Source organism: Paraburkholderia sp. BCC1885 (assembly GCF_900996235.1).
Lineage (GTDB): Bacteria > Pseudomonadota > Gammaproteobacteria > Burkholderiales > Burkholderiaceae > Paraburkholderia.
The window spans coordinates 19,498-45,034 of sequence record NZ_CAAJGM010000122.1; the positions used below are offsets into that span (position 1 = coordinate 19,498).

Consider the following 25,537-nt stretch of genomic DNA (forward strand, 5'->3'; position numbering starts at 1 on the left):
ATTCTCGCGTAAAAAGCGGTCCGCCGCTTGATGCCTCGCTGGCGGCGAGGGGTGTCAGGCGCGATGGTCCAAACGTGTCGCGGTTGAAAACTTGCCCACTGCCGGGATGTCGTCCCTGGCGCCGACGTAGCCGTCCCGACCCAGTTGCGGCTGGTCCAGACCGGAGATTCGCATTGCGACGACGGTCGCCACCGTGCTGCCGTACACATTCAGAGCGGTGCGGCCCATGTCGAAAAATGCGTCGAGGCCGAGAATCAGCACCACGGCTTCGACGGGCAGGCCGATTGCCGACAGGATGACCGTAATGGCCACGATCGCGCCCGACGGAACGCTTGCCGCGCCATCGATGGTGATGATCGCCAGCACGACGATGGTGAACATCACCGGCAAGCTCCAGGCCAGGTGATAGGCGTCCGCCATGTAGCCCACGGCCAGCGCGGTATAAAGCACGGCGCCGTCGCGGTTGAAGATGTAAGCCAGCGGCAGGATGGTCGAGGCGACGGAGCTCGGCACGCCGATGTCGGTCAATTTCTTGAGGTGAACCGGAAACGTGATCTCCGACGAGCGCGTGCTGAAGGCGAGAATCAGCGGCTCGCTCACGTGCCGGATGAGTGCGACAGGCGACTGGCCGCACAAGCGGACAATCACGCTCAGCAGCACGGTGAGAACGGCCATGCCGAGATAGGCGATGCCGAGCAGCTTGATCAGCGGCAGAACGCCGGCGATTCCCTTCGACGCCAGCAAGGTCGCCATGCCGGCGAGAATCGCGAGCGGCGAAAAGGCGATGATCCATTGCGTCATTTTGAACAACGCGGCGAGCAGCGATTCGAATACCGCGATGAGCGGCCTGGCCTGCTCCTCGATCACGGAAAGCGCGGATCCGAGGATGACGCCAAACACCAGCACCGGCAGCGAATTTCCCGCGACCAACGCACCGACGATATTGGCCGGTATGAGGTCGATGATGAATTGCATCCAGTCGAGACCGCTGGCCAGATTCGCCGGCATGGCGGCGGTATGGGCGAGACTCGCGCCAAGGCCCGGGCGGAACAGCATGTTCAGGCCAAGACCGAGGACACTGGAGACCACCGTCATCGCCACGAAGAACGCGATGCTCAGGGCCGCGGTCTTGCCGAGGCGCCCGCGTTCGACACCCATCTTGAACACGCCGACGGTCACGGACAACAGGATCAGCGGCATGATCACCATCTTGATCGCGTGTCCGAAAATGGTGACGAGAAACGTCAGCTTGCTGCCTACGCCGGGAGCAAGCAGTCCGGTCAGCACGCCGAGCACGAGTGCAACCAACATTTGCACCGGCACCGGGATTTTATTGATTCGACGATTCATGTTGGCCTCGGATGATCTGGATGCGCGCGTCGGTTCCGTCAACGATGTGATTCCACATATGACGTCGAGCTTCTTCCGGCTCTTTCGCGGCGATGGCCTCGTAAATGTTCAGGTGTTCGATGGTTCCGCGCCGCACGGTGGCCGCATCGCTGCGCGGCAACTCGTTGAGCGCGAGGCCGGTTTGCGCGCGCAGACCGGCGTAGGTTGTGAACAGTCGGTCGTTGCGCGAAGCCGCGAACATCTCGTGATGAAATACCCAACCGGTGCGCTGCTCGTGCATCAGGTCGATCGATTCGGTTTCGACGATTTGCCGCAGTTCGTCGATTGCCTGGACCATGCCCTCGGTCGCGCCGTTGATCGCAGCGAGATAGGCCGCCGTGCTTTCGAGAGCCAGACGCACCTCGAAGATTTCGCGCAGATCGTTCGTGTCCGGCGCGGCGACGTAGGTGCCTTTTCTCGGCACCACCTTTACTAATCCTTCGACCACCAGGCGTTGTATGGCAGAACGCACAGGCGTATGCCCGAGCATGAGTTCATCCGCCATGCTTCGCGGCGACACGGGTTGATCGGGCGCGAGCCTTCCATCCAGAATGCGTGAACGAATCTGGGCGTAGGCAACTTGCGTATCGGACGGGGCAGTATCCAGCATCTGAGATCTCACTTGGCTCGCTTTAACGTCAAAATTTGAGACGAGCCAAGCGTAACGTATGGCGTGTTCGAGCGAACCTGTCAGCCCTGACAGGATGGGATTGCGCGCTGATGTTTGATGGATGGTATTGCGCTGTTTGACCGGACCCGGTAAGTTCGCTCCGGTTAATTCGTTCGATGCCGGCAGGTGAACTTTCACTCAGATCCCGAAGGCTATCGGTCACACAATCGCTTCATTTTGCAGCGTGGCTATTCTCGAATATGTCTCAGCATCGCACGCTTTTTTCGGTTTGCTCCGTTCAGGCTGAATCGGTTTATCCCTTGCGTACCGCCGTTTTGTTAGAAGGGCGTTCCGACACCTGCCGTTTTCGTGGCGACGACGACGCCTCGACCTTGCACGTTGCTGTGTATCAGGATGAACGAATCGTCGCGGTGGCGACTGTTTGCCGCGAATCGCTAAGCGGCTCGGTGAGTGATGCCGAATGGCGGCTGCGCGGCATCGCCGTTGAAGAAGGCTTGCGCGGCTATGGCCTTGGCCGGTTGATGGTGAAACTGTGTCTCGATCATGTCGAAAAGGAAGGCGGACGACTGGCCTGGTGTACGGCTAGGGAGTCCGCTTTAAAGTTCTATGAACTGCTGGGCTTCGTGTCCTTCACGCCGCCGTTCACGCTGCCTTCCCGAGGCGACGTTCGCTTTTACGAAATGCACTATGTGCTGCCCGGCGGACACGGGCTGGATGTCGATTGATTTGGCATCCTGATTTTTTGTGCAGTCTGCATCTGGCGCGCGAGTGATGCGTCAGTCTGACGATACTCCGGTGGCGCTCGGATCCGACTGCACCAGATCACGCACGATCAGATAAACCGCCGGTAGATTGTCGTCATCGCGTCGCCAGTCGACGGGTTCGTCGAGATCGGCGCCGGAAAGACGGCTATCGCCAAAGCGGGCGAACATCTCGCGCACCGTTTCCTTGTGCCGCGCCCGGAAGCCTTGATTCTCAAATACCTGCTCGTCGATGGTCTGCAGCGTGCGCCAGGTGGGCGCTTGCGCACCGCCCGCATAAGCGCGCCGGCCGCTGCCGATATGACGCTTCGCAACCGTGACGATGACCTGCTGAAGGTCGAGCGAGGCGCTGCGCAATTCGCGTTCGAGCGCGACCTGATTGACATTACCGGCTTCTGATTCAAAAGCTGTGGCATTGATCATGATGTTGTTGTTTATCTAAAGGCTGGGCGACAAAGCGTGTCAGAGATGGCGCTTTAAAGGCGGCTCGCCCCGCTGCGCGAGCAACTGACGGATCTGGGCGAGATGGTTGTCTCCGACTGTGCAGTCTTCAACGGGACGGCTGTGCTGATGCGGCGCCGGCGGCCGCACGCCGAGATAGCGGCAGACCGCGGATAGATAGGGCTTGCCATGGCCCCCCAGATGCCGCGCGGCATTGGCCACGCGAACGTCCCCAACGTGCTTGCACAACCAGGCAAGCGTTTCGCTGTCGTCGTCGTTCAAGATGCGTATGAGATGGTTCATGGCTGACTCTGTATATGCATACAACTGTGAATTTATACAGTATTTGGTCGGGATGCAAGGGGGTGGTTGTTAGAATTCTTGCGCTGTTGCTGATCGAGAGGGTTTGGGCGTCACGACGGAGCCTGATGGGACGTGCGGCAGTTTCCAGTACGCGCGGTCGACCCCAGCACTTGTGTGCTGGGGTCGACCGCGCAGGGGCGCGCCATTCAGTGATGCGCGAACAGATCGCCACGTGGCGTGACATGGGCAGGAGCGCCCGCCTGGGAGAATCCGGCGGTCACGCCGCCATATTGGGTGGTCAGTTGGTCGATGACCAACTGCATAACAGCGCTGCGCAAGCTTCGTCATCCATTGAGCGCCAGCGCGAAATGGCGCTGAATGAGTGCGCCGCCATCTGAAATCTCGCAAATCTGGACCTGATATCCCTTGCTCGGCGAGCTTGTGCCTGGCGTGTAGAGCGGTGCGCTATCATCGCTTGGTCAAACCACCTTGCGGAGTCTCCATGGCAGACCTTGAGGAAATGAAAATCCAGATGCTTCGCCTGCAAGCGATGGTATTGGCACAGCAGAGTTTGTTGCTGGCTTTGTTTGAAACTCATTCCGATCAGCTGGCGGCTTTGCGCGTGTTTTTGGAAGAAAGCGAGACGGTGCAAGGCATGTCGCTAATCGACGCTGAGTCGACGGACGATGAACTTCAGGCGGAAGATACTGCTCATAATTTCTTGGCTGAGATGTTGAAGGAGCGTCTGAAGAAAGTTAGTAAGAGTGATGATGCCCCGCGCAGGCGATCAAGCAAATAACAGACTTGCTGGCTGGCAACACGTATGCGCATCGCTCAGCCGCAGCCGGTCCCGGAGAATGGCATTTACGCTACGAACCCTGCCGATCCATGCTCAACGCTATTGAGACACGCACCCCTCCCACTATCGATGATCTGGCCACGCTACCAGAGGAGGTGAGTCGTGTAGCTGCAGGCATTGCTGCCGAGGTTGCAGAGATCGACAAGGCGCTCACGGCGCTCGATGAGCTGTTGAACCTCCTACAGCCGCCACGCACTGGCAAGATCCGTATCGAATGGTGGGAGCGCAAAGGGCGCCGCGTCCCAACGCCGGTCATCTGGTCGCATTCGAAAGCTGGATGGCGGGCGGTGCGTGTCCCCGGTACCGGCCTATCGCGGCGAGTGAGGTCCGCGCGGGATTTCAACGACACTTGCAAGCAAGTGAAGGCTATCTGCCAGAATGTGACCACGCTGCTGAAGATGCGGGAGCAGGCGCTGGCGCCGATCGCTATGTTTCAGCGAACGACGGCTGGCACACTGAACACCAACGTGCACCGGCTCACCTTGGCTTGCATCGGCATCGATCTGGCGATGGGATTTGCTCGGCAGGCTTTCGGGGTCAAGGATGACGTCGGCGAGGACGATGAAGAGGTCCTGTGCAATGAGTGATCTGCGAGGCCGAACCGCCATCGATCCGACCGCCGAAGACGGAGACTCGGAAGAACCGTGACGAACGCGAAAACGAACTTACCATCGCCCGATGACCTCAAATTGCTGCACATGCGTGTCGCTCTCATCCCCTATTACGTGCAAGGTGTGCACGCCGGCCTGAAAGCTTTAGATCTCAGCGGCAAGTACCACGCGCTTGAGCGTATCGAAATTCGGGTAGACGGCGTGGAGGAACCTGTTCACAGTACGGTCCTGATCGCGTATACGCAGACAGCCTCTTCCATGGCGGCGATCTACTCGAGATTGCTGCTGGAATTCCTGGGTCTACGGGTAAGTGGTGCGCCTTCTCAACTTCAGGCAATCTCGAAACGCACCCGACGTGGCGACATTGGGATCGAGAACTTTCGGAGTTCGGACGGCTCGCCGCTGGAAAAGCTATTGCCGTCCATCGTCGACGACTTCCCCGATCCGGAGGAGGTTGGGCGTGCATGGATCACGACGTGTGATTTCGCGGGTCAGCGCCTCGCTCATATTACCGACGACTTCAAACTGAACGGTAGTGATGTCACGCCGATGCTGGTGAGAACATTCGAAACGATTCCTCAGGTCGTCGATCACGCTTTTTCTAACAAATTCGACTAGCGCCGATCACGCTGCTGAGGAGCTAACTAGCCGAACTTATTCGGACCACGTCACGTGACGCGTGAACGGACCCGTGCGCCTCGGCAATTACGCATAGGAGCCGAACCCTATACCTGCTTGAACAACGTCCTTGGAAGGGAAGTCATGGTGATCACCACTACAGTAGCGGCGGCTGCCGCGGATTTTGCGCTGGACAAGATAAAGGACAATCTCTTTGATATGGTCAAGGACAATGTGATCGGTCGGTGGAGCCAGCACCGCGCACAGAAGTTCTTCGATGCTTTCCTCGACGAGGTTCGCAAAGAGCAGGACGTTATGACCACTTCGGCGGATCTGAACGATATGCTCCAGACCGTCGCAGACAACGATGACCAGACCAGCGCTATCTTCGACGCGTACCGTAGGGTGGCGCTTTCAGCAAGCAAGGACATCGGCCCAATGGTGATAGGGCTTCTCACCGCCCGTATCGTGCTTGAAGATCGAAGCGCTAGCGAGATTGAGGAAATGGTCTTTGAGGGGGCCGAGGTACTGAACGATCGCGACTTCACGCCTTTCATCGCGTGGATGCATGGCTTTGTCCACGACGACAGCAGCTATAAAAGCGAACTGGCTCAGCAACGAGCAGCGGGAAAGCAACGTGCGTCGATATCAGTGCTGGTCAAAGGAGGCTATCAGCCGCCGGTTACGGTCACCACAACGGGACGAACGCCAACGGTCACCTATCAGCCGCGGATGCCCATGATCAATGATGAGAGCCCGCTGAATCTTTTCAACGACATTGGCCCATTTGCACTGAAGCTCAGGAATATCGGCCTGCTCGAAGAGTCGACATCGCCTCGCGGACACCCACGAAACCCTGATGGCACCAATTACTATGTGCGTGTGAGCCCGGCTTGTGAACAGTTATACGACCTTGCGGTGCGTGCCAGCGAGGCCGCGGCCAGTACTCAAGCCGCCGAGCAGACCAATAACCTAGGCTAGTCTGCGACGCACACAAACAATAAGAGGAATTGAATATGGGTTCTTGGCATCGTGGCGACTGGTTTAGTTTCTTCCAAGCTGTTGGATCGGTCCTCGCAATTCTGGCTGCTGGCGCCATTGCGAGTTATCAAGGGGGAGCGGCCCGCAAACTTGCGCGTGAGCAGAGAGCAGAACGGGATGGTGTCGCTGCAGCGAGCCTTTTTGCGATTTACGATTATGCGCTGAGCATCAGCACCCACGTCCAAGAGCGCCTTCGAGCAAAGAATTTTCCCATTGCCGAGTGCGCGAACGCGAAGAAAATCCTGGCGCGCTCACGCGACCATCTAGCGAATTTTCCGCTGCACGAGTTACCGTCAGAGTCTCATGTAAAGCTGGCGGTTATGCTGGAAGCACAGCTTAGTATGCACATCCCTGGAATTGAGGAGGCTGCGAAGCAATTGGCGTCGCGCGGTGACGTTGATTCGAACCTGATGGATTCTCTTCAGTCATTCGTTGACTTGAATGATCAGATCGAGATTTTGAAGCGTACTGCGCGGCCGTGAGGTCGACGCACGTCTCATTCTTCATGGACCGGTATGTGTCGCGGTGTCGTGGAAGCGCTTGACGCGACAACGACGTCTTCGACGTCGCGTGGTCGGAGTAGACAGAACGCTGAATTCGGCAGCCACACGATGGCGCGCGCTGGCGATCGCACCGGCGTACAAATGCCATCCGGCGCCGACCGGTGCGGCCAAGCCGGCCATGCTACCCCGATGTAGGGGCGAAAATAGTGTGGGCAAGCGTCACTGATAGAATGCACTTATGGATCTGACCGGAATTGGCCTCTACACGCTTCAGGAAGCGGAAAGGCTCACTGGCGCTGACGCGCGAGAAGTGAGCCGGTGGCTGTTCGGCTATTCGTTCAAGGACGGCACCAGCGCACCTCTTTGGACCACTCAGCTTGCCGAACTCGATGAGAAGGTAATTGGCTTCAGGGATTTGCTGGAACTGCGTATCGTGAAGGCTTTCCGGAATCACGATGTTTCGCTGCGAGTGATTCGTACAGCCATTGATAACGCGAAGGCGATATTTGGGACAGAGTACCCCTTCACAGCAAACCGCTTCCTCACGGATGGAAAAACGGTCTTCTACGAAGCTTTGAAGGAACAGGGCGAGATCGAACTAACAGATCTTGTGAGGCGACAGCTTGTGTTCGAACATATCGTTCGGCCGGAGCTTTACGCCGGCATCGAATTCACGGCTGACGGTCAGGCCAGGCGTTGGTTTCCTGTGAAGCGAAGTAACGCTGTGGTCCTCGACCCAGAGATTGCTTTCGGAAAACCCGTGTTGGCCGAGTACGGGGTAAGAACCGATCTGGTTGTCGAGACATACAGGGTGGAGAAGAGCAAAAAGATGGCCGCCTCACTGTACGGCATCCCCATCTCTGCTGTTGACGCCGCCATCCGCTACGAGCGGCTGGCTGCATGAGGTACTTCTTCGACAACAACCTCTCGCTTCATCTCGCTCACGCCGTAAGTGAGCTTTGCAAGGTCGAGGAAGCTGTCGAAGCAGTAATTCACCTACGCGACAAATTCGCCGCAAACGCCAAGGACCACGACTGGATCACCGCTCTGGCTGCTGAGGGACACTGGGTGATAATGTCCCAAGATGGTCTGCGCAAAAATGACCTTGAGCGGAAGGCACTTCGAGAGTCAGGCTTAATCGTCTTCGTGCTCCAGCGTCAGTGGGCAGAGCGGCGGCACTGGGACAAGGCGCAAAACCTAGTCAAGTGGTGGCCAGCGATCATGGACCAGAGTCGGCGCATCAAAGGCGGAGCGGCGTTCCGAGTTCCATGGCGGTTCGGCGCAGGTCAGTTCGAACAGATCAAGCTCTAAAAGCAGTCGCGGTCGAATCGGCCAGATCCGACGATGATCGTGCGACTCCCCTCAATCCAGATTTCGGAAGTAATTGTCGCTGATCGCGCGGTAGATCGCCTGATCCTGAGCTGATGCCTGAGCTGGGGTTTTGGCGGGAGGAGAAGGGGGGCGCGTGCCTGCCTTCTTCCCGGAATCGGCTGGCGGTGTTTGGCCGCCCGCTAAGGTAACGAGTACTGGCAACTCAAGCTGACGGTTGCGAGTTGGGGTTTTGCGCATGCACATTCTCCTGTTGAATTAGTTCTGGAAATCTCAGTTGCTTGCTCGTGATTTCCGCAACAACAACTTCCTCAAGTCGGGGAATCGCCCTCAGACTGACGCGCGTCGAAGGCGCAGCTTCCAAACGCTTCGTCAAGTTTAGCACGCCGTCCTTCTTCCTTGACCCGCCCTCAAATAGCTCGATGAACCGACGCGGAGCGATTCCGTCGAATTGAAGAAGTCGAACTTTTTCGCCGGCTTCGCTCGATTCAGTGAGGGCGTCTGTGTGCAGGCGTGTTGCCAGGCTTTTCCGATATGGCTCGATGTAATGCACCTCTGAAATGCCGGCCGCCACGACATGTCTCGCGCACGAATGGCAAGGGTAGGTCGTCACGTATAGTTTCCCACCGATGATGCGGTCCCCGGCGACTCTGCTGGCGCCCAAGATAGCGTGCATCTCGGCGTGGACAGCGCGGGAAAACTCGATGAGATCCTTCACACGCGAGTCGTCGAGTATCGTTTGAGTTGCCTTTTGCTGATGCTCCTCGGGGAGCATGCCCGCCGCTACAAGTGACTCGACGATCTTCGCTGCGATGGCTTTCTTTTCACGATCATTGTGGCAGGCCGCTCCGGTCTGGGCAAAGCAGCGTTCCTCGGCGCTTGCGATCGGCAGTCCACGAAATTTCGTATCGAGTGGTGGTTTTCCGTAAAGTCCGCCGCCGCTACGCGGTACGTCGTTCCAACCTACCGCCAGCAACTCTCCGGATGTCGTTGTGACTGCCGCACCCACTTGGCGAGAAATACACGCAGAGTTTCTCGCGGCCGACGCTGCTGAGTACATCGCAGTTTCCTCGGGCGATGGTGTCTCGATTGAAGTCCTGAAAATCAGATTGAAAAACCTGCGAAGCTTTTCGACTAGTTGAGCAACGGCCTTGGATTCGGAGGGCGCCACCTCCGAATGGTCGACCCGCAGGAAGAAATCGCAACGAGGAAAGGTATCGCGAACGGATTGCCCGTGAGAGAACTCTTCGCCAGAGTCCATATCGATGAGCTGCTCGATTTCGTCGGGTAACAGGGCGCCCGGGCGCTCAAGGTTGCGCTGCCTCACCTCGAGTGGTGAAAAGACGCCGATAGCAAATAACGCGTCCCCGTACACAAGCCGCAGGAGGTCGAGCTCCGAACTATTTTTGATCGAATCGATAACGTGGCAAATGCGATGACGTCGGATTTGTGTTTCTTCTGGTGCGCTCGCGTCGTTTGCGGTGTCTTTGAATTCACCAAAGGCCTTCTGCCGATCGGCCCCAATCTTCGCGATTGCGAGTTTGGCGAGAATGTCGTTCTTGTGGGTCCGGCGGAGCTCGTCGCCGACTCGAATCAAAGACTCGATTCTGGTGAACTCGCTTGTGAGATCAATCGCCCCGTCCTCGGCGTTAAGGCGAATGAATTCGCTCAGTCGGACCTTTTCAGTCCGATAGCCAAAATCGCTGAGCGCATGCGCAATTTGTTCAGCAGCAGTGTGAAGCGGAGATCCGATCGGCCCGCACAGGGCAATAACCAGTTCCGGCGTTAAACTCGCAGTAGCCTCTCCGGTAGAGTCAATGTCTCGCTCTATATTGGTTCGCGTCGCAGCGTCCGCTTCCGCGCTCTGCAAGTTGGCTGCCGCCATGAAGGGCCCCTCGGTTGTTCTATTTTTTAAATAGCTTCACTGGTCGGGAGTTTGCGCTAACCAATTCAGCTGAGCAATCAGAGCTGATGCGACTGTTGCGGAATACCGACCCGGGTTGCGCTAGCGGGCCGAAGCCGACGGCGTTGCAGCGCTCCACGTGGATGAAATCCGGTTACATGGGGCTGAAAAAGCAAAAAGGGCTTGCCAGAGAAAACCGGCAAACCCTTGTGTAGCTTGGTGGGGCGTGAGTGACTCGAACACTCGACCTACGGATTAAGAGTCCGCTGCTCTACCAACTGAGCTAACGCCCCCGACAGACTGCGAATTATGCAGAAGTTTTTTTGACTTGCCTAGCCCCTTTAGCAGATTTCTTAAAAAAATTCGTGAATCTACGAAGACAAAGACCGGCCGGCATCCCCGCCCAGCCGCCCAGCGTCCCGCAAAACGCGCAATTTCTACCGTGCCGGTATCATGTCGCACACCACGCCGCGAAACGCCTCGCGCGGCATATCGGGGACGAACGATGGATGACAAAGCGATCGCTGAACTGCTCGACCGCGTGCTGGCGCCGTGGGTGCGCACGCTCGCGCTGACCCCGGTGAAAGTCGATGAGGAGAGCGCCACCATGCGCCTGCCGTTTTCCGGCGAATTGCGCCACTCGGGCGGCGTGATCTGCGGCCAGGTCTTCACGGCCGCGGCCGATACGACGATGGTCGTCGCCATTTCCGCGGCGCTCGGCGGCTTCCGGCCCATGAGCACGGTGTCGCTGAACATCAACTTCATGCGAGCGGTGCGCAAGGGCGACGTCCTCGTCACCGCCCGCGTGCTGCGCATGGGCCGCAATCTGGTCTTCGGCGAAGTCGAACTGTTCGACGAAGACGGCAAGATGGCCGCACACGCCACCACTACTTACGCGCTGCTCTCGTAGGCCCGGCGCTCCGGCAAACCAACAGACGCACGCCGATTCGCGCGAGCCGCCGCTCAACGGGGCGCGCGTCGCATTCCAAGGAAAAAGGAAGAATGTTCGATCAGGTCGTATTCGCGGGTGGCGGCAATCGCTGCTGGTGGCAGGCGGGATTCTGGGACATCGTGCAGCCGGAGCTTAAAATCCGCCCGCGCGTGATCACCGGCATTTCGGCGGGAGCCGCCACTGCGTGCATGCTTTACACGAGCGATTCCGACTGGGTCATGCGCTATTACGCAGACGCGCTGCGCCACAACACCAAAAACGCCTACTGGGGCAATCTGCTGCGCGGCGAATCGGTATTTCCGCATTATCGGATCTATCGCCAGGCATTGTTGGACATCTACGGCGAGCGCTTCGCAAGCCTCGCGCGGGCGCCCGAAATCCGCATCGGCGTGTCGCATTTGCCGCGTTGGCTCGGCGCGCGCAGCGCGGTGGCGGCGGGGCTGATCGCGTACAACATCGAAAAATACGTGCGCAAGACGCTGCATCCGACCTTGGGCCAGACGCTCGGTTTCCATCCGGAATTCGTGCGGGCGCAGGACTGTGCGACGGTCGAGGATCTCGCCGACTTGATCCTGCAATCGTCCTCGACGCCGCCGTTCACCCCCGTTCTGCGACGCAACGGCCGGCCGGTGCTGGATGGTGGGATGGTCGACAACGTGCCGGTCGGCGCGCTCGACGAAGCGCCCGGCAATGTCCTCGTGATGGTCACGCGTCTTTATCCGCGTCCGCAGATGTTCGTCGTGCCGCATGGCGCGCAGCAACGGCTGTATGTGCAGCCGTCGCGCAAGGTGCCGATTTCGAGTTGGGATTACACGAGCCCGTCGCAGATGCAGCACGCCTACAACCTCGGCCGCGGCGACGGCGAGCAGTTCCTGCAGCGGATGCCGCAGTTGCTCGAACTAACGGCACAGGATTAGTACGTCAGGAAGGCGTAATTCCGACAGCGCTTTCCTTTCCGCCTCGGCTCGCGTCGACGTTGACGTCGAACTAAAGCGAAGCTGCATCTCGCCCGGCCGCTCTTCGCTGCGGAATTACCGTCGGCGTCCACCCTGCAGTGCTTCCGGATTTGCCACGCTCGACGTGTCCCCGCTGTCGAACGCCAGAATATTCTTGAATGCCGCGCTGAAATACAGTTCGTAGCTTTCGCGCTCCACATAACCGATGTGCGGCGTGCAAATCACGTTTTCCATGCGCAACAGGCTGTAGCCTTGCAGGATCGGCTCGCTTTCGTAGACATCGATGGCGACCATCCCCGGCCGGTTGCGCGCCAGCGCATTCACCAGCGCGTTTTCTTCCAGCAGTTCGGCCCGGCTCGTGTTGACCAGCAGCGCCGTCGGCTTCATCCGCAGCAGGTCTTCCTGCTTGACGATGCCGCGCGTGTCGTCGTGCAGGCGCAAATGCAGGGACAGCACGTCGCTCTGCTCGAACAGCGCCTCGCGGCTTTCGGCCACGCCGTAGCCGTCGCCGCGCGCCGCGTCGAGCGTGCTGCCGCGTCCCCACACCAGCACGTCCATGCCGAACGCCTTGCCGTAGCCCGCCACGAGGCGGCCAATCTTGCCGTAGCCCCAGATGCCGAGCGTCTGGCCGCGCAATACCTGTCCCAGACCAAAATTCGGCGGCAGCGCCGAGGTCTTCAGGCCGGACTGTTGCCAGGCGCCTTGCTTCAGGTTCGCCACGTACTGAGGGATGCGCCGCTGGGCCGCCATGATGAGCGCCCAGGTCAGCTCGGCCGGTGCGATCGGTGAACCGCTGCCTTCCAGCACGGCAATGCCGCGCTCGGTACAGGCCGCCAGATCGATGTGGCTCGACACCTTGCCCGTCTGGCTGATCATGCGCAGATGCGGGAGTTTATCGAGCAGTTGCGAGCTGATGCGCGTGCGTTCGCGGATCAACACCAGCGCGTCGACTTCCGACAGACGGCTCGCCAGCTGGCCAAGTCCACGCACGGTGTTGTTGAACACCTTGACGTCCTGGTCGGCGAGCAGCTGAAAACAGTCGAGCTTGCGGACGGCGTCCTGGTAATCGTCGAGGATGGCAATCTTCATAGTATTGGTGTTTTGCGACGCACCATGACGGTGCGGAACGGAGTGTTAAGCTGGCTGTCCCAGCATGTGAGGTAGATCACACGCTGGTTTGGATGGATGCCCTATCGTAGAAAGTGCCGCGCAGACGGCAAAACTATGCAAACGGCAAGAGTTGAGAACGTTTTTAACAGTTTGTTGCCGCTCGATGCAAGCCGCTTTACAGACGGTTGCAGAAGGAGCCACGCGACAGGCTGTGTGGCCCATCACGACCTGCACAATCGGGCGCGAGCGTCTCTCGCGCGACTGGATTGGCGCCTCTCGCGGCAGCGTCGCAGGGCTTGTACCGTTTTTCTTTTTGCTTACAAACGAAACGGAGACAGCTCGATGAATCATCCCGTCTTTGCAGGACTTCCCGCCATCGAGGCGCCCGCCTGGGTAAAAAATCGCAAATTGATCGACTGGGTTGCGCGCATCGCCGCGCTGACCAAACCTGAGCGGATCGTCTGGTGCGATGGTTCGAAGGAAGAATACGACCGGCTGTGCGCGCAGATGGTCGCAGCCGGCACGATGAAGAAGCTCAATCCGGCCAGGCGGCCGAATTCCTACCTCGCATGCTCCGATCCGTCAGATGTCGCGCGGGTCGAAGACCGGACCTTTATCTGCTCGCAGCGCCGCGAGGATGCCGGTCCCACCAATAACTGGATCGCGCCGGCGGAGATGCGCACGACGCTCGACGGTCTGTTCGACGGCGCCATGCGTGGCCGCACCCTGTACGTCGTGCCGTTTTCGATGGGTCCGCTTGGCTCGCCGATCGCGCATATCGGCGTCGAATTGAGCGACAGCCCCTACGTGGTCGCCAACATGCGGATCATGACGCGCATGGGCCGCCAGGTGTACGACGTGCTCGGCACCGACGGCGATTTCGTGCCGTGCGTGCATTCGGTGGGCGCCCCACTCGCCGCGGGCGCGCAGGACGTCGCCTGGCCGTGCAACGACACCAAGTACATCGTCCATTTCCCCGAACAGCGCGAAATCTGGAGCTACGGTTCGGGCTACGGCGGCAACGCGTTGCTCGGCAAGAAGTGTTTCGCACTGCGCATCGCTTCGACGATGGGCCGCGCCGAAGGCTGGCTGGCCGAGCACATGCTGATCCTCGGCGTCACGTCTCCCGAGGGGCGCAAGCATCACGTGGCGGCGGCGTTTCCGTCGGCGTGCGGCAAGACGAATTTCGCCATGCTGATTCCGCCGGAAGGCCTGAACGGCTGGAAAATTTCGACAATCGGTGACGACATCGCGTGGATCAAACCGGGCAAGGATGGCCGTCTGTATGCGATCAATCCTGAAGCCGGCTACTTCGGCGTCGCGCCCGGCACGAGCGAAAAGACCAACTTCAACGCCATGGCGACACTGAAGGAAAACGTCATTTTCACCAATGTCGCCTTGACCGACGATGGCGACGTCTGGTGGGAAGGCATGACCGACGAGGCGCCCGCCCATCTGACCGACTGGCAGGGCAAGGACTGGACGCCGGCCATTGCCAGGGAAACCGGTCGCAAGGCGGCGCATCCGAATGCGCGCTTCACGGCGCCGGCCGCGCAATGTCCGTCGATTGACGCGGATTGGGAGAATCCGGCCGGCGTGCCGATTGACGCATTCATCTTCGGCGGGCGCCGTTCGACCACCGTGCCGCTCGTCACCGAGGCGCGCAACTGGGTCGAGGGCGTCTACATGGCGGCGACCATGGGCTCGGAGACTACGGCCGCGGCGGCCGGCCAGCAGGGCGTGGTGCGGCGCGATCCGTTCGCCATGCTGCCGTTCTGCGGCTACAACATGAGCGACTACTTCGCGCATTGGCTGAAAACGGGCGAGCGGCTCGCCCAACTGAATGCCACGCTGCCGAAGATCTTCTGCGTGAACTGGTTCCGCAAGGGCGCGGACGGCAAGTTCGTGTGGCCGGGTTTCGGCGAAAACATGCGCGTTCTGAGCTGGATGGTAAGGCGCATCGAAGGCACGGCCCGAGGTGCGGAGCACGCGTTCGGCGTCTCGCCGCATTACGAGGATATCGATTGGCGCGGCCTCGATTTCAGCAAATCCCAGTTCGAAACGGTGATCTCGGTCGACGATGCGGCGTGGCGCGCCGAACTCGCCTTGCATGCAGAGCTCTTCGACACACTGCAGCAGAACCTGCCGCCGGCATTGCGTGAGGCTAAAACGGCGTTCGAGGAGCGGCTCACCGCCTGATTATGTGAATGCTCACTCCGAGGTACAAGGCCGCCTTCGGGCGGTTTTTTGATTTCTGAGGCGCTGCCGGGTTTAGCGAATGGACTTTCAGCGCGGTTACGCCGTGGCAACAGTCGAGCCGTCTGTTCTAGTAATAACCCTGATGCCCGCTGCAATGCCGCAGATTGTTTCCGTGACTGGAACAATCGATGCCGATGTATGTCAGTTAAGAGTAAGGTGATACGAAAATCCATGAAAATTAACCCTTCTTGAGCAACTTCTGCACGATTTTGAGAGTCGTAGGAGAATTCCCAGTTCGCTTCACTGGCCAAACCGGTGTGTCAGGAAGCTGTAACACGGCAGGAGTTGTCTTATGGATCATTTGCAGTCGATGCGAGTTTTCGTCAGAGTGGCGGATCTCGGCAGTTTTGCCCGCGCGGCCAGCGCAATGGATATTTCAAACGCCGTGGCGACCCGCCACGTCGCCGATCTCGAAGGCCGTCTCGGTACCCGCCTGCTCAACCGCACAACCCGCAGCCTCTCGCTGACTGAGTCGGGCCAGGTGTATCTGGAACGCGCGCGCCAGATTCTCGACGAGCTGGAAGACGTCGAGCAGATGGTGGTGGCGCGCAATCACGAGCCTGTCGGCACCTTGCGCATCGTCGCGCCGGTGGTGTTCGGGCTACACAATCTTGCGCCAGTGCTGCAAACCTACGCCGAGCGCTATCCGAAGGTGATCCCCGACGTCACGCTGGTGGACCGTCAGGTGGATCTGGTGGAGGAAGGGTTCGACGTGGGCGTGGTGATTGCGCGGCAGATGCGCAGCGCCAGCATCGTGACGCGCCGCCTGACCACGGGCTGCATGACGGTCTGTGCGACGCCGGCGTATCTGGAAAAACACGGCACGCCGACGCGTCCCGAGCATCTGCTGGAGCATCCGTGCCTGTCGCTGCCGTCCGAGTATTGGGGCGACGAGCGCGTCTTTACCGGCCCTGATGGCGAAGTCCGCGTGCGTCCGACCAACGTGATCGTCGCCAACAACACCGAAATGCTGCGTCAGTTCTCGTTGCTGGGCATGGGTATCGCGATCCTGCCGAGCTACCTGATTGGCCGCGACATGACGCGTGGCCGGCTGGTGCGTCTGCTCGGCGAATATCGTCTGCCGCAGGTCGAGATCAACATTGCCTACCCGAGCCGCCGTCACTTGCCGGCCAAGGTACGCACGTTCATCGATCATCTGGTCGAGCATTTCAGCCAGACTCCGAACAGTCTTCTCGGCGAGCAGTGGATCAAGGACGGCGAAGGGTATCCCGTATCCGCGTCCGGCCTGGATTCGTCGGAGATTACGCCGCCTGAGGCCTTCGATGGCGCGGAGCCGGTGTCGCGATTATTGGATAGCGAGTTGGCGCCGCCGACGCTACCGGTGAAGTCGCAGTCGTCGCGAGGCCGTCCGGCTGCGCTGTCGCCGCTTTGAAGAAGCGATGAGTGTTGAATATGCCCGGCAATGCGCCGGGTAATAAAAAGGCGTAGTCCGCGTTAGCGGCTACGCCTTTTTTCGTTCGGACTTACAAGACCGATCTCACGACCCGGTCTTGCGCGCCGCCGCCTTCTTTGCGGGCGCTTTCTTGGCCGCCGTTTTCGCTGCGGTTTTCGCGGCCGGCGCCTTCTTTGCGGCAACCTTCTTGGCCGCCACCGTCTTTATGGCTACGCCGCCTTCGCCGTTCTCGCCATCCTCGCCGTCGCCCTCCGGCGCGGCCTTGGCCGCAGCTTTTGCCGCCGCGGTCTTGGCGGCTGTTTTCGCAGACGGCTCTTTCTTCTCGAACTCGAAGCCGATCTTGCCGTCGCTCTGCTTGACGAGGAACGCCTTGAAGTTGCGACCGGTGCGGGATGACTTGAAGTTCGTCAGCAGATCCGTGCGGCCTTCTTCCAGCAGCTTGCCCATCTGCTCGCGAGTAATTTCCTGCTGCAGAATCACCTTGCCCGAACGGAAGTCGCAGGTCTTCGGATTGGCGACCGAGTTCTCGCAGACATAGCTCATGCCGTGTTCGTACACGCGCGCCTGGCACTTCGGACACGCGCCCACCGGCTGCTGGTCCGAGAAGTCCGGCACCTCGCCGTCTTCGCCGCCCGAGTCCTGGCCGAAGTCGAATTCGAGCTTGTAGTTCTTGATCTCGTCATCGAACGACAGTTTCAGGATCGCCGAGAACGGCCGGCCCATCTTGCTGCGAAAGCCCGATAGCGGCCCGATGGTCTTGTTCTGCAGCAGTTCTTCGACTTCCGGAATTTCGAACTGACGACCACCCGGAATCTTCGAAATGGAGAATTCGCACTTCGAACAGGCGAAACGGCGATAGTTTTCCTTCACCTGACCGCCGCAATTCGGACATGGCGTTTCCAGCGTCGCGTAGTCGCCGGGGATGGTGTCCGAGTCGTACTCTTTCGCGCGCTTGACGATGGTCTGCGTCATGCGGGCGATTTCCTGCATAAACGCGTCGCGGGGCAGGTTGCCGCGCTCCATCTGCGATAGCTTGTATTCCCACTCGCCGGTGAGCTCGGGCGCGGTCAATTCCTTGACACCCAGGCCGCGCAGCAGCGTCATCAACTGGAAAGCCTTGGCGGTCGGAATGAGGTCGCGGCCTTCGCGGATCAGATACTTTTCACCGAGCAGACCTTCGATGATCGCCGCACGCGTCGCCGGCGTGCCGAGACCCTTGGCGGCCATGGCCTCGCGCAATTCGTCGTCTTCGACCAGCTTGCCCGCGCCTTCCATAGCCGACAGCAGGGTAGCTTCGTTGTAGCGTGCCGGCGGCTTGGTGACGAGTTGCTGGGCCGCGATCTTGTCCGTCTTGACCTTCTCGTCCTTCTGCACCGGTACGAGGTTGGCGTCTTCACCGCTGATCTCGCGGCCGTAGACCTGCAGCCAGCCCGGTTCGACCAGCACCTTGCCTTCGGTCTTGAAGTGATGGCCGACCACTTCCGTGATCCGCGTTGTCACCCGGTACTCGGCGGCCGGGAAGAACACCGACAGGAAGCGCTTCACGACAAGGTCGTACAGCTTCTGTTCCGGCTCCGACAGATTCTTCGGCGCCTGCAGGGTTGGGATGATGGCGAAGTGATCGCTGATCTTCGAGTTGTCGAAGATGCGTTTGTTCGGCTTTACCCAGCCCTTGTCGAGTACCTGCTTGGCGAATGGCAGGTAGTTGTTGCTTTCCTTGAGCATGCCAAGCGTCTGCTTGACCGTGTCCATATAGTCTTCAGGCAGCGCGCGCGCGTCGGTACGCGGGTAGGTCAGCACCTTGTGCCGCTCGTACAGTGCCTGGGCCAGACCGAGCGTGTTCTTCGCGGAAAAGCCGAACCGGCCATTGGCCTCGCGCTGCAAGCTGGTCAGGTCGAACAGGGCCGGCGAGAGTTGCGTCGTCGGCTTCGATTCTTCCGTCACCGTGCCGATCTGGCCACGGCAGGCCGCGACGATCGTTTCGGCGGCGGGGAGCGCCCACAGGCGCGAATCGCGCTTTTCCGGATCGAACTCGTCGCGCTTGAATTTCGGGTCGAACCAGCGGCCCTCGTAGAAGCCCGCCGCGCAGACGAATTCCGCCTTCACTTCCCAATAATCACGCGGCACGAAGCGGCGAATCTTTTCCTCGCGCTCCACGACGATGGAGAGCGTCGGCGTCTGCACCCGGCCAACCGTGGTCAGGAAGAAGCCGCCGCCCTTGCTGTTGAACGCCGTCATGGCGCGCGTGCCGTTGATGCCGACCAGCCAGTCGGCTTCCGAGCGGCAGCGTGCGGCGTCGGCAAGCGGCTGCATTTCCTCGTCGCTACGCAGACGGGCAAAGCCGTCGCGGATGGCGGCGGGCGTCATCGATTGCAGCCACAGGCGCTGGACCGGCTGTTTGGCTTTGGCGTGTTGCGCGATCAGGCGGAAAATCAGCTCGCCCTCACGCCCCGCGTCGCATGCGTTGATCAGGCGTTCGATGTCCTTGCGCTTGAGCAGCCTGGTCAGCACTTTCAGGCGCGACTCGCTCTTTGCGATCGGATTCAGGTCGAAATGCGGGGGGATGACGGGCAGATTGGCGAAGCTCCATTTGCCGCGCTTGACTTCGTATTCTTCGGGCGCGGCAATTTCCAGCAGGTGGCCGACTGCCGAGGAAAGGACGTATTCGTCGCTTTCATAGTATTCGTCATGCTTGGTAAAACCGCCTAAAGCCCGCGCGATGTCGTTCGCGACGGAAGGCTTTTCGGCGATGATCAGTGCTTTGGACATGACTGGATATGAGTTGGTGGATCCGAGTTTAGGCCCCGGGTTTGCGACCCCGAGGTTTGTGACCCATTAACGACCGCTTTATAGCACACGGCGCCACCGGGGCGTGTCAAGTGCCGTGTAAAAGCGGGCCATCATAATTGCGTGTTTATATACTGAGCAAGCGGCGGCGCGCGCCGCAGACCGCCTGCAATGCCCGTGCCGCAGGCAGCCAACCCAAACTCGCGAGCGCAAAAATATGCCGCTCGACACCCTGTTTCAGGCGACTGCCAGCGCCGGCCGCAATTTCGGCGCGCCGGTCACACCCGGCAGCGCGGTCAGGTCGGCCAGCATCCGGCCTACGATAGCCGCCTGCGGCAATACGGTGCCAAAAAAGCGGGTGGTCACACTGTCTTCGATCAGAATCGTAGGAAAATTTTCTACGTCCAGGTCGTCGAAGCGATCCGCGTGGGTTTCGATATCGATCCATGCGAAACAGATTTCCGGGTGTTTATCCGCCAGCCGGTCAAACGCATCCCGATATTCCCGGCAGGTTCCACACCACTCCGCGCACAGGCACGCCACGAACAGCGTTTCGGGGTCGTTGACGCGCTCGGCGATCCGGTCGTGGTCGGTGTCGAGGTTAAGCGCGGGCATGTGGGTTCCTTGCGTACTTTGTTCAGGTGCTTTGGCGCGAATGTAGCATGGCGCGTAGTCCGCGGCGATTGACCATGCTCACGTTGGGCGCACGTTTAGCCATGACTGGCCCTCGCGAAGCGGCCGCCCGGCAGGACTGTCAGGCAGCCGGCCAGCTCGAGCTGGAGCAAGGTGCTTTGCAAGGCGGCGTCCTGCATGTCGGTGCGGGCGGCGAGAATTTCAAGCGTTGCCGGAGCGTGGCCGAGGGCGGCGAGGAGCTTTTCGGCGTCGGGGCTGAGATCCGCTGCTTCGCGCGCGGACAGAGCGGCCGGGGCGGATTCACCCGTGTCTTTCGTGTCTTCGACGGGAATTCCGCCGGCCGATTCACGCGTAGCTCCGGAGGCACGTTTCCTCGGCCGCTGGATGCCGCCCCATGGCGCGGTTCCTGTGGCGGGAGCCGGCGGTGGTGCAAAGCCAAGCTCCTCAAGAATCTCCTGCGGCGTTTCCACGAGCTTCGCCCCTTGCTTGAGCATTCTGTGGCATCCGCGCGACAGTGGCGCGTGAATCGAGCCGGGCAGCGCGAAGACGTCCAGTCCCATTTCGTTGGCGAGCCGTGCCGTGATCAGCGATCCGGAACGCATCGCCGCCTCGACCACCAGCACGCCGCCCGCGAGTCCGGCGATCAGGCGATTGCGCTGCGGGAAGTTGGCGGCGCGGGCGGGGGTGCCGAGCGGCCATTCCGAGATGATCGTGCCGGCGGCCGCGATTTGCCGCGCCAAAGCCTGATGGGCAGCGGGATAGACAAGGTCGGCGCCGGTGCCGATCACCGCGATCGTGCTGCCACGGCCCGTCAGCGCCCCACGATGCGCCGCGCCGTCGATCCCGAGCGCGAGCCCCGACACGACCGCCAGCCCCGCCGCCGATAAGGCCCGGCTGAACCGCTCCGCATCCTCGACGCCCTGCGGCGTGGCGCTGCGGCTGCCGACCACGGCGACGCCTTTCGCATGCAGCAGATCGAGCCGGCCTTTTATATATAGCAGCGAAGGCGGGTCGGGCATGGTCAGCAGCGCGGGCGGATAAACCGGATCGTCGAGGGTCACGACCGCATTGCCCTCCAGCTCCCGCCACGCGAGCACGGCGTCCAGATAGCGGCTGAAATCGGCGCCCGGCGGAGCGAGCGCGGCGCGCGCGGAGGCTTCGTCCGTGGCGGTGGCGAGTAGTTCGAACGGCTGCGCGAGTATCGTTTCCGGCAGGCCAAAGGCGGTGAGCATGGCGCGCAGTGCGCCGGGCCGCAGTCCGGGCGCCATTGAGAGCCGCAACCAGGCGGCGAGTTCGTTATCCGTTGTAGGCAAGGTGTGCATTGCGTATCCATCCTCGAGCACGGCCAGCGGGCAGGCGGGCGCCATGCTAAAATTTTCATCATCCGAAATAACTGCAGCGCCGCGCCCACCCGCGCGGGCTCGTCGTTGGCGCAAGATTTCGCGCGTTGAATCGAACCGGTTCGACACCACCTATCCTCTGCGTATCGCGACGACCCCACAAGCTAGCCAAATGGCCAGCGTCGCGACTTTCCACCGTGAGCGGCGACTTAAAACCAATCTCAAGATCATGGCTTTACTGAACATCATCAATTACCCGGACAAGCGGTTGCACAAGATTGCCAAGCCCGTCGAAGTGGTCAACGACCGTATCCGCAAGCTCGTCGCGGACATGGCCGAGACGATGTACGCGGCACCGGGCGTCGGCCTCGCGGCCACCCAGGTGGACGTGCATGAGCGCGTCGTCGTGATCGACGTATCGGACGCGCACGACGAACTGCACGCCTTCATCAACCCCGAGATCATCTGGTCGAGCGAAGAGAAGGCGGTCAACGAAGAGGGTTGCCTGTCGGTGCCGGGCATCTACGACAACGTCGAGCGCGCCGAGAAAGTGCGGGTGCGCGCGCTCAACGAAAAAGGCGAAACCTTCGAGCTCGATTGCGAGGGGCTACTCGCCGTGTGCATCCAGCACGAGATGGATCACCTGATGGGGCGCGTGTTCGTCGAGTATCTGTCGTCGCTCAAGCAAACCCGCATCAAGAGCAAGATGAAAAAGCTCGCCCACGCGATGTAATGCGCGTTCACGTCGCCTAAAGCCCCACCCATGAGCCATTCGTTGCGCGTCATCTTTGCCGGTACGCCGGAGTTCGCCGCCGCGGCGCTGGCCGCCGTTCACGAGGCGGGTTTCCCTGTGCCGCTCGTGCTCACGCAGCCTGATCGACCCGCCGGACGCGGCATGAAGCTGCAGGCAAGTCCGGTGAAGCGTTATGCCGAAGAGCATGGTCTTGCCGTCGCCCAGCCGCCGTCGCTGCGCCGCAACGGCAAGTACCCGGCTGAAGCGGGCGCCGCTCTCGACCTGCTGCGCGCCACGCCGCACGACGTGATGGTGGTGGCCGCCTACGGCCTGTTGCTGCCGCAGGAAGTGCTCGATATCCCGCCGCGCGGCTGTATCAATATTCACGCTTCGCTGCTGCCACGCTGGCGCGGCGCCGCGCCGATCCACCGCGCCATTGAAGCCGGCGACGTCGAAACCGGCATCACGCTAATGCAGATGGACGTGGGGCTCGATACGGGCGCGATGATCTCCGAAGCGCGCACGCCGATTCACGACGACGACACCACCGCGACGCTGCACGACCGCCTCGCGGAATTGGGCGCGCGCCTGATCGTCGAAGCGCTGATCGAACTGGAGCGCAGCGGCAAACTCGCGGCCAGGCCGCAGCCGGCCGAAGGCTTCACCTATGCCGAGAAAATCGGCAAGCACGAAGCCGCGCTCGACTGGCGGCGCCCCGCCGCAGTGCTGGCGCGCCAGGTGCGCGCGTTCGACCCGTTCCCCGGCAGTGTGGCTACGCTCGATGGCACCGCGTTGAAAATCTGGTCCGCGGCGCCTGTCGAAGCCGCGGGCAAGGCGGAGCCGGGCACCATCCTCGATGTGTCGCCGGACGGCGTGGTGGTGGCGTGCGGCGAGGGCGCGCTGCGTCTCACGCAATTGCAGAAACCTGGCGGCAAGCGCCTGCCGGTGCGGGAATTCCTGGCCGGTTCGACACTAGCTGCCGGGCAGCGTTTTCAACTGACGCAAGCACAGTAACAGGCATCCGGGCGCGTTTGCCATATGCCGTTTGGCCGACTGCCGCCGCATGCGTGCGGCGCGTTAGAATCGTCCGTGCAATTTGCTCGTTTCGTGGCGCTTCCTGAAGCCTGATGCTTCGCGTAGCCGTTCGAAGGTAGGACGCCCCGCAAACGACGAGACGTCAGGTGTTTTCCAACGAGGTTTTGATGTTCGGCATCACCCATTTCGGATTTTTCGTTGTCGCCGTTTTTTTGCTCAACGTCACGCCTGGGCCGGATACGGCTTACATCGTCGGGCGCAGTGTTGCGCAGGGCCGTGGTGCGGGGCTGATGTCGTCGCTGGGAATTTCCGCCGGTTGTTGTGTGCATTCGCTCGCCTGCGCGTTCGGTTTAACTGCACTGCTCGCCGCATCGGCCACGGCGTTTACCGTGATCAAATTCGTCGGCGCTTTGTATCTGATCTATCTCGGCGTGCGTCTGATTTTCGCGCAACCGGCCGCAGCGGGAGCGGCCGCAGACGCGCGTAACGCCGGCGCGCCGAAGTCGCTGCGCCAACTGTTTCTGCAGGGCTTCTGGACCAATGTGCTGAACCCGAAAGTGGTGCTGTTCTTCGTGTCGTTTTTCCCGCAGTTCGTCACCACAGGCCATGATCACAAGGCGCTGGCCTTCCTCGCGCTGGGCGTCGTATTCGTCCTGATGACCACGGTGTGGAACAGTTTCGTCGCGTGGATCGCGGGCAGCGTTACGCAACGGTTTTCCGGCAAGCCGGCCGTGAAGCGCTGGCTGGATCGTGGCGTCGGCAGCGCGTTCGTCGGGCTCGGCATCAAGCTCGCTACGGCGTCGCGCTGATTGAATTTTCCTTGTCTGCCCATATCTAACAATACGCTTTCAGTTGGATTCGCCGCCAGCAGGCGGTACTGGATATGAACCCGCATGTCGGGGCAAGGAGCAGTGGATATGTTTAACTGGGTCAAAACCGCGATGTTGATGGCCGCGATCACGGCCCTGTTCATCGTGATCGGCGGCATGATCGGCGGCTCGCGCGGCGTGATGATCGCGTTTGTGATCGCGCTCGGGATGAATTTTTTCTCCTACTGGTTCTCGGACAAGATGGTGCTGCGCATGTACAACGCGCAGGAAGTGGACGAAACCAGCGCGCCGCAGTTCTACCGGATGGTGCGTGAGCTGGCGACCCGCGCCGGCCTGCCGATGCCGCGCGTCTACCTGATCAACGAAGACGCGCCGAACGCATTCGCCACCGGCCGTAATCCGGAGCATGCGGCCGTTGCCGCAACCACCGGCATTCTGCGCGTGCTGTCCGAGCGCGAGATGCGTGGCGTGATGGCGCACGAGCTGGCGCACGTGAAGCACCGCGACATTCTGATTTCCACCGTTTCGGCCACCATGGCGGGCGCCATCTCCGCGCTGGCGAACTTCGCGATGTTCTTCGGCGGACGGGACGAAAACGGCCGGCCAGCGAATCCCATTGCGAGCATCGCGGTGGCGCTGCTTGCGCCAATTGCCGGCGCGCTGATCCAGATGGCGATTTCGCGTGCTCGCGAGTTCGAAGCGGATCGCGGCGGCGCCCAGATTTCCGGCGACCCGCAGGCGCTTGCGGCGGCGTTGGACAAGATCCATCGTTACGCGAGCGGCATTCCGTTCCCCACGGCCGAGGCGCATCCGTCGACGGCGCAAATGATGATCATGAATCCGCTCGCGGGCGGCGGCATGGCGAGCCTGTTTTCGACGCACCCGGCCACCGAAGAACGCATCGCCCGCCTGATGGAAATGGCGCGCACGGGGCGCTTCGAGTAAGCGGGTCGGTGCATGCAGCGGGCCTTATAGTGAAAGGTCGGGGCGAGTTCTAACGGACTCGCCCTTTTTGTTGGCGGGCGCGGCCAGCATTGACGCAGCGCCCGCCGCCGGCTCTCTCACCCGCCCAAGCTACAATGTGCCTGTTTGTGCCGCG

Annotated in this window: 26 protein-coding genes and 1 tRNA gene; 17 read left to right on the forward strand and 10 right to left on the reverse strand. The window is 60.7% G+C overall.

Annotated features, from left to right (window positions below):
• Positions 1-54: 54 nt before the first annotated feature.
• The gene (locus FQ755_RS13005; RefSeq protein ID WP_260858555.1) at positions 55-1,350 is read right to left on the reverse strand and encodes a dicarboxylate/amino acid:cation symporter; all 1,296 of its coding nucleotides are present in this window, start codon (positions 1,348-1,350) and stop codon (positions 55-57) included.
• Positions 1,331-1,996, reverse strand: coding sequence for a GntR family transcriptional regulator (locus FQ755_RS13010; RefSeq protein WP_186308516.1), 666 nt, complete (start codon positions 1,994-1,996; stop codon positions 1,331-1,333). The genes FQ755_RS13005 and FQ755_RS13010 overlap by 20 nt, the downstream gene beginning before the upstream one ends.
• Positions 1,997-2,175: 179 nt before the next feature.
• On the opposite strand from FQ755_RS13010, the gene FQ755_RS13015 reads away from it, so the two are divergent.
• Positions 2,176-2,745, forward strand: a complete 570-nt coding sequence (locus FQ755_RS13015) for a GNAT family N-acetyltransferase (RefSeq protein ID WP_144154751.1) — start codon at positions 2,176-2,178, stop codon at positions 2,743-2,745.
• A 51-nt stretch (positions 2,746-2,796) separates the two neighbouring features.
• Here FQ755_RS13015 and FQ755_RS13020 read toward each other — a convergent pair whose 3' ends face one another.
• Positions 2,797-3,204, reverse strand: a complete 408-nt coding sequence (locus tag FQ755_RS13020; protein WP_144154753.1) for a DUF2471 domain-containing protein — start codon at positions 3,202-3,204, stop codon at positions 2,797-2,799.
• Between the two features lie 39 nt (positions 3,205-3,243).
• Positions 3,244-3,525, reverse strand: a complete 282-nt coding sequence (locus FQ755_RS13025; protein WP_144154755.1) for a hypothetical protein — start codon at positions 3,523-3,525, stop codon at positions 3,244-3,246.
• 212 nt (positions 3,526-3,737) lie between these two features.
• On the opposite strand from FQ755_RS13025, the gene FQ755_RS13030 reads away from it, so the two are divergent.
• The 8 genes from FQ755_RS13030 to FQ755_RS13065 all read left to right on the forward strand — a co-directional run bounded on the left by FQ755_RS13030 (position 3,738) and on the right by FQ755_RS13065 (position 8,468).
• Positions 3,738-3,923, forward strand: a complete 186-nt coding sequence (locus tag FQ755_RS13030; RefSeq protein ID WP_144154756.1) for a hypothetical protein — start codon at positions 3,738-3,740, stop codon at positions 3,921-3,923.
• 104 nt (positions 3,924-4,027) lie between these two features.
• Positions 4,028-4,324, forward strand: coding sequence for a hypothetical protein (locus FQ755_RS13035; RefSeq protein ID WP_144154758.1), 297 nt, complete (start codon positions 4,028-4,030; stop codon positions 4,322-4,324).
• 89 nt (positions 4,325-4,413) lie between these two features.
• Complete coding sequence (locus tag FQ755_RS13040; protein WP_144154760.1) at positions 4,414-4,971, forward strand: hypothetical protein; 558 nt, start codon at positions 4,414-4,416, stop codon at positions 4,969-4,971.
• A 57-nt stretch (positions 4,972-5,028) separates the two neighbouring features.
• Positions 5,029-5,613, forward strand: coding sequence for a hypothetical protein (locus tag FQ755_RS13045; RefSeq protein WP_144154762.1), 585 nt, complete (start codon positions 5,029-5,031; stop codon positions 5,611-5,613).
• A 144-nt stretch (positions 5,614-5,757) separates the two neighbouring features.
• Positions 5,758-6,594 carry a hypothetical protein gene (locus FQ755_RS13050; RefSeq protein WP_144154764.1) on the forward strand — a complete coding sequence of 279 codons (837 nt, stop codon included), beginning with the start codon at positions 5,758-5,760 and terminating at the stop codon, positions 6,592-6,594.
• Between the two features lie 35 nt (positions 6,595-6,629).
• Positions 6,630-7,136, forward strand: a complete 507-nt coding sequence (locus FQ755_RS13055) for a hypothetical protein (RefSeq protein WP_144154766.1) — start codon at positions 6,630-6,632, stop codon at positions 7,134-7,136.
• A 259-nt stretch (positions 7,137-7,395) separates the two neighbouring features.
• Positions 7,396-8,061: a DUF433 domain-containing protein gene (locus FQ755_RS13060; RefSeq protein WP_144154768.1), complete on the forward strand. Its 666-nt coding sequence runs from the start codon at positions 7,396-7,398 to the stop codon at positions 8,059-8,061.
• Complete coding sequence (locus FQ755_RS13065; protein WP_144154770.1) at positions 8,058-8,468, forward strand: hypothetical protein; 411 nt, start codon at positions 8,058-8,060, stop codon at positions 8,466-8,468. Before FQ755_RS13060 ends, FQ755_RS13065 begins: the two co-directional genes overlap by 4 nt.
• Before the next feature lie 223 nt (positions 8,469-8,691).
• Here the strand turns inward: FQ755_RS13065 and FQ755_RS13070 are convergent, their stop codons facing one another.
• A complete protein-coding gene (locus FQ755_RS13070) occupies positions 8,692-10,371 on the reverse strand; it encodes an anti-phage dCTP deaminase (RefSeq protein ID WP_144154772.1) in 1,680 nt (559 codons plus the stop codon).
• A 235-nt stretch (positions 10,372-10,606) separates the two neighbouring features.
• Positions 10,607-10,682 (reverse strand) — tRNA-Lys (locus FQ755_RS13075).
• Positions 10,683-10,894: 212 nt separating this feature from the next.
• Here FQ755_RS13075 and FQ755_RS13080 point away from each other — a divergent pair.
• A complete protein-coding gene (locus tag FQ755_RS13080) occupies positions 10,895-11,299 on the forward strand; it encodes a PaaI family thioesterase (protein WP_144154774.1) in 405 nt (134 codons plus the stop codon).
• Positions 11,300-11,391: 92 nt separating this feature from the next.
• Complete coding sequence (locus FQ755_RS13085) at positions 11,392-12,258, forward strand: patatin-like phospholipase family protein (RefSeq protein ID WP_144154776.1); 867 nt, start codon at positions 11,392-11,394, stop codon at positions 12,256-12,258.
• Positions 12,259-12,372: 114 nt separating this feature from the next.
• Here the strand turns inward: FQ755_RS13085 and FQ755_RS13090 are convergent, their stop codons facing one another.
• Positions 12,373-13,386 (reverse strand): D-2-hydroxyacid dehydrogenase family protein, encoded by a 1,014-nt coding sequence (locus tag FQ755_RS13090; RefSeq protein ID WP_144154778.1) that lies wholly within the window; start codon positions 13,384-13,386, stop codon positions 12,373-12,375.
• Positions 13,387-13,749: 363 nt separating this feature from the next.
• On the opposite strand from FQ755_RS13090, the gene FQ755_RS13095 reads away from it, so the two are divergent.
• Positions 13,750-15,606, forward strand: a complete 1,857-nt coding sequence (locus FQ755_RS13095) for a phosphoenolpyruvate carboxykinase (GTP) (RefSeq protein ID WP_144154780.1) — start codon at positions 13,750-13,752, stop codon at positions 15,604-15,606.
• A gap of 352 nt (positions 15,607-15,958) precedes the next feature.
• Positions 15,959-17,059, forward strand: a complete 1,101-nt coding sequence (locus tag FQ755_RS13100) for a LysR family transcriptional regulator (RefSeq protein ID WP_144154782.1) — start codon at positions 15,959-15,961, stop codon at positions 17,057-17,059.
• Between the two features lie 105 nt (positions 17,060-17,164).
• Here FQ755_RS13100 and FQ755_RS13105 read toward each other — a convergent pair whose 3' ends face one another.
• The 3 genes from FQ755_RS13105 to dprA all read right to left on the reverse strand — a co-directional run bounded on the left by FQ755_RS13105 (position 17,165) and on the right by dprA (position 21,822).
• The gene (locus FQ755_RS13105) at positions 17,165-19,849 is read right to left on the reverse strand and encodes a DNA topoisomerase III (protein WP_144154784.1); all 2,685 of its coding nucleotides are present in this window, start codon (positions 19,847-19,849) and stop codon (positions 17,165-17,167) included.
• 255 nt (positions 19,850-20,104) lie between these two features.
• Positions 20,105-20,482: a thioredoxin family protein gene (locus tag FQ755_RS13110; RefSeq protein ID WP_144154786.1), complete on the reverse strand. Its 378-nt coding sequence runs from the start codon at positions 20,480-20,482 to the stop codon at positions 20,105-20,107.
• A gap of 95 nt (positions 20,483-20,577) precedes the next feature.
• Positions 20,578-21,822 (reverse strand): DNA-processing protein DprA, encoded by a 1,245-nt coding sequence (dprA, locus tag FQ755_RS13115; protein WP_144154973.1) that lies wholly within the window; start codon positions 21,820-21,822, stop codon positions 20,578-20,580.
• Between the two features lie 247 nt (positions 21,823-22,069).
• Here dprA and def point away from each other — a divergent pair, with 247 nt between their 5' ends.
• The 4 genes from def to htpX all read left to right on the forward strand — a co-directional run bounded on the left by def (position 22,070) and on the right by htpX (position 25,383).
• Positions 22,070-22,573, forward strand: a complete 504-nt coding sequence (gene def / locus FQ755_RS13120) for a peptide deformylase (RefSeq protein ID WP_222105733.1) — start codon at positions 22,070-22,072, stop codon at positions 22,571-22,573.
• A 30-nt stretch (positions 22,574-22,603) separates the two neighbouring features.
• Complete coding sequence (fmt, locus tag FQ755_RS13125) at positions 22,604-23,587, forward strand: methionyl-tRNA formyltransferase (protein WP_144154790.1); 984 nt, start codon at positions 22,604-22,606, stop codon at positions 23,585-23,587.
• A gap of 188 nt (positions 23,588-23,775) precedes the next feature.
• A complete protein-coding gene (locus FQ755_RS13130) occupies positions 23,776-24,417 on the forward strand; it encodes a LysE family translocator (RefSeq protein WP_144154792.1) in 642 nt (213 codons plus the stop codon).
• Positions 24,418-24,525: 108 nt separating this feature from the next.
• A complete protein-coding gene (htpX, locus tag FQ755_RS13135; protein WP_144154794.1) occupies positions 24,526-25,383 on the forward strand; it encodes a zinc metalloprotease HtpX in 858 nt (285 codons plus the stop codon).
• Positions 25,384-25,537: the final 154 nt, after the last annotated feature.

What these genes read in the sequence shown, in the direction of transcription:
- FQ755_RS13005 (WP_260858555.1), bottom strand. Translation starts at nt 1,350, where the DNA reads ATGAATCGTCGAATCAATAAAATCCCGGTGCCGGTGCAAATGTTGGTT.
- FQ755_RS13015 (WP_144154751.1), top strand. Translation starts at nt 2,176, where the DNA reads ATGCCGGCAGGTGAACTTTCACTCAGATCCCGAAGGCTATCGGTCACA.
- FQ755_RS13020 (WP_144154753.1), bottom strand. Translation starts at nt 3,204, where the DNA reads ATGATCAATGCCACAGCTTTTGAATCAGAAGCCGGTAATGTCAATCAG.
- FQ755_RS13025 (WP_144154755.1), bottom strand. Translation starts at nt 3,525, where the DNA reads ATGAACCATCTCATACGCATCTTGAACGACGACGACAGCGAAACGCTT.
- FQ755_RS13030 (WP_144154756.1), top strand. Translation starts at nt 3,738, where the DNA reads ATGCGCGAACAGATCGCCACGTGGCGTGACATGGGCAGGAGCGCCCGC.
- FQ755_RS13035 (WP_144154758.1), top strand. Translation starts at nt 4,028, where the DNA reads ATGGCAGACCTTGAGGAAATGAAAATCCAGATGCTTCGCCTGCAAGCG.
- FQ755_RS13040 (WP_144154760.1), top strand. Translation starts at nt 4,414, where the DNA reads ATGCTCAACGCTATTGAGACACGCACCCCTCCCACTATCGATGATCTG.
- FQ755_RS13050 (WP_144154764.1), top strand. Translation starts at nt 5,758, where the DNA reads ATGGTGATCACCACTACAGTAGCGGCGGCTGCCGCGGATTTTGCGCTG.
- FQ755_RS13055 (WP_144154766.1), top strand. Translation starts at nt 6,630, where the DNA reads ATGGGTTCTTGGCATCGTGGCGACTGGTTTAGTTTCTTCCAAGCTGTT.
- FQ755_RS13060 (WP_144154768.1), top strand. Translation starts at nt 7,396, where the DNA reads ATGGATCTGACCGGAATTGGCCTCTACACGCTTCAGGAAGCGGAAAGG.
- FQ755_RS13065 (WP_144154770.1), top strand. Translation starts at nt 8,058, where the DNA reads ATGAGGTACTTCTTCGACAACAACCTCTCGCTTCATCTCGCTCACGCC.
- FQ755_RS13070 (WP_144154772.1), bottom strand. Translation starts at nt 10,371, where the DNA reads ATGGCGGCAGCCAACTTGCAGAGCGCGGAAGCGGACGCTGCGACGCGA.
- FQ755_RS13080 (WP_144154774.1), top strand. Translation starts at nt 10,895, where the DNA reads ATGGATGACAAAGCGATCGCTGAACTGCTCGACCGCGTGCTGGCGCCG.
- FQ755_RS13085 (WP_144154776.1), top strand. Translation starts at nt 11,392, where the DNA reads ATGTTCGATCAGGTCGTATTCGCGGGTGGCGGCAATCGCTGCTGGTGG.
- FQ755_RS13090 (WP_144154778.1), bottom strand. Translation starts at nt 13,386, where the DNA reads ATGAAGATTGCCATCCTCGACGATTACCAGGACGCCGTCCGCAAGCTC.
- FQ755_RS13095 (WP_144154780.1), top strand. Translation starts at nt 13,750, where the DNA reads ATGAATCATCCCGTCTTTGCAGGACTTCCCGCCATCGAGGCGCCCGCC.
- FQ755_RS13100 (WP_144154782.1), top strand. Translation starts at nt 15,959, where the DNA reads ATGGATCATTTGCAGTCGATGCGAGTTTTCGTCAGAGTGGCGGATCTC.
- FQ755_RS13105 (WP_144154784.1), bottom strand. Translation starts at nt 19,849, where the DNA reads ATGTCCAAAGCACTGATCATCGCCGAAAAGCCTTCCGTCGCGAACGAC.
- FQ755_RS13110 (WP_144154786.1), bottom strand. Translation starts at nt 20,482, where the DNA reads ATGCCCGCGCTTAACCTCGACACCGACCACGACCGGATCGCCGAGCGC.
- dprA (WP_144154973.1), bottom strand. Translation starts at nt 21,822, where the DNA reads ATGCACACCTTGCCTACAACGGATAACGAACTCGCCGCCTGGTTGCGG.
- def (WP_222105733.1), top strand. Translation starts at nt 22,070, where the DNA reads ATGGCTTTACTGAACATCATCAATTACCCGGACAAGCGGTTGCACAAG.
- fmt (WP_144154790.1), top strand. Translation starts at nt 22,604, where the DNA reads ATGAGCCATTCGTTGCGCGTCATCTTTGCCGGTACGCCGGAGTTCGCC.
- FQ755_RS13130 (WP_144154792.1), top strand. Translation starts at nt 23,776, where the DNA reads ATGTTCGGCATCACCCATTTCGGATTTTTCGTTGTCGCCGTTTTTTTG.
- htpX (WP_144154794.1), top strand. Translation starts at nt 24,526, where the DNA reads ATGTTTAACTGGGTCAAAACCGCGATGTTGATGGCCGCGATCACGGCC.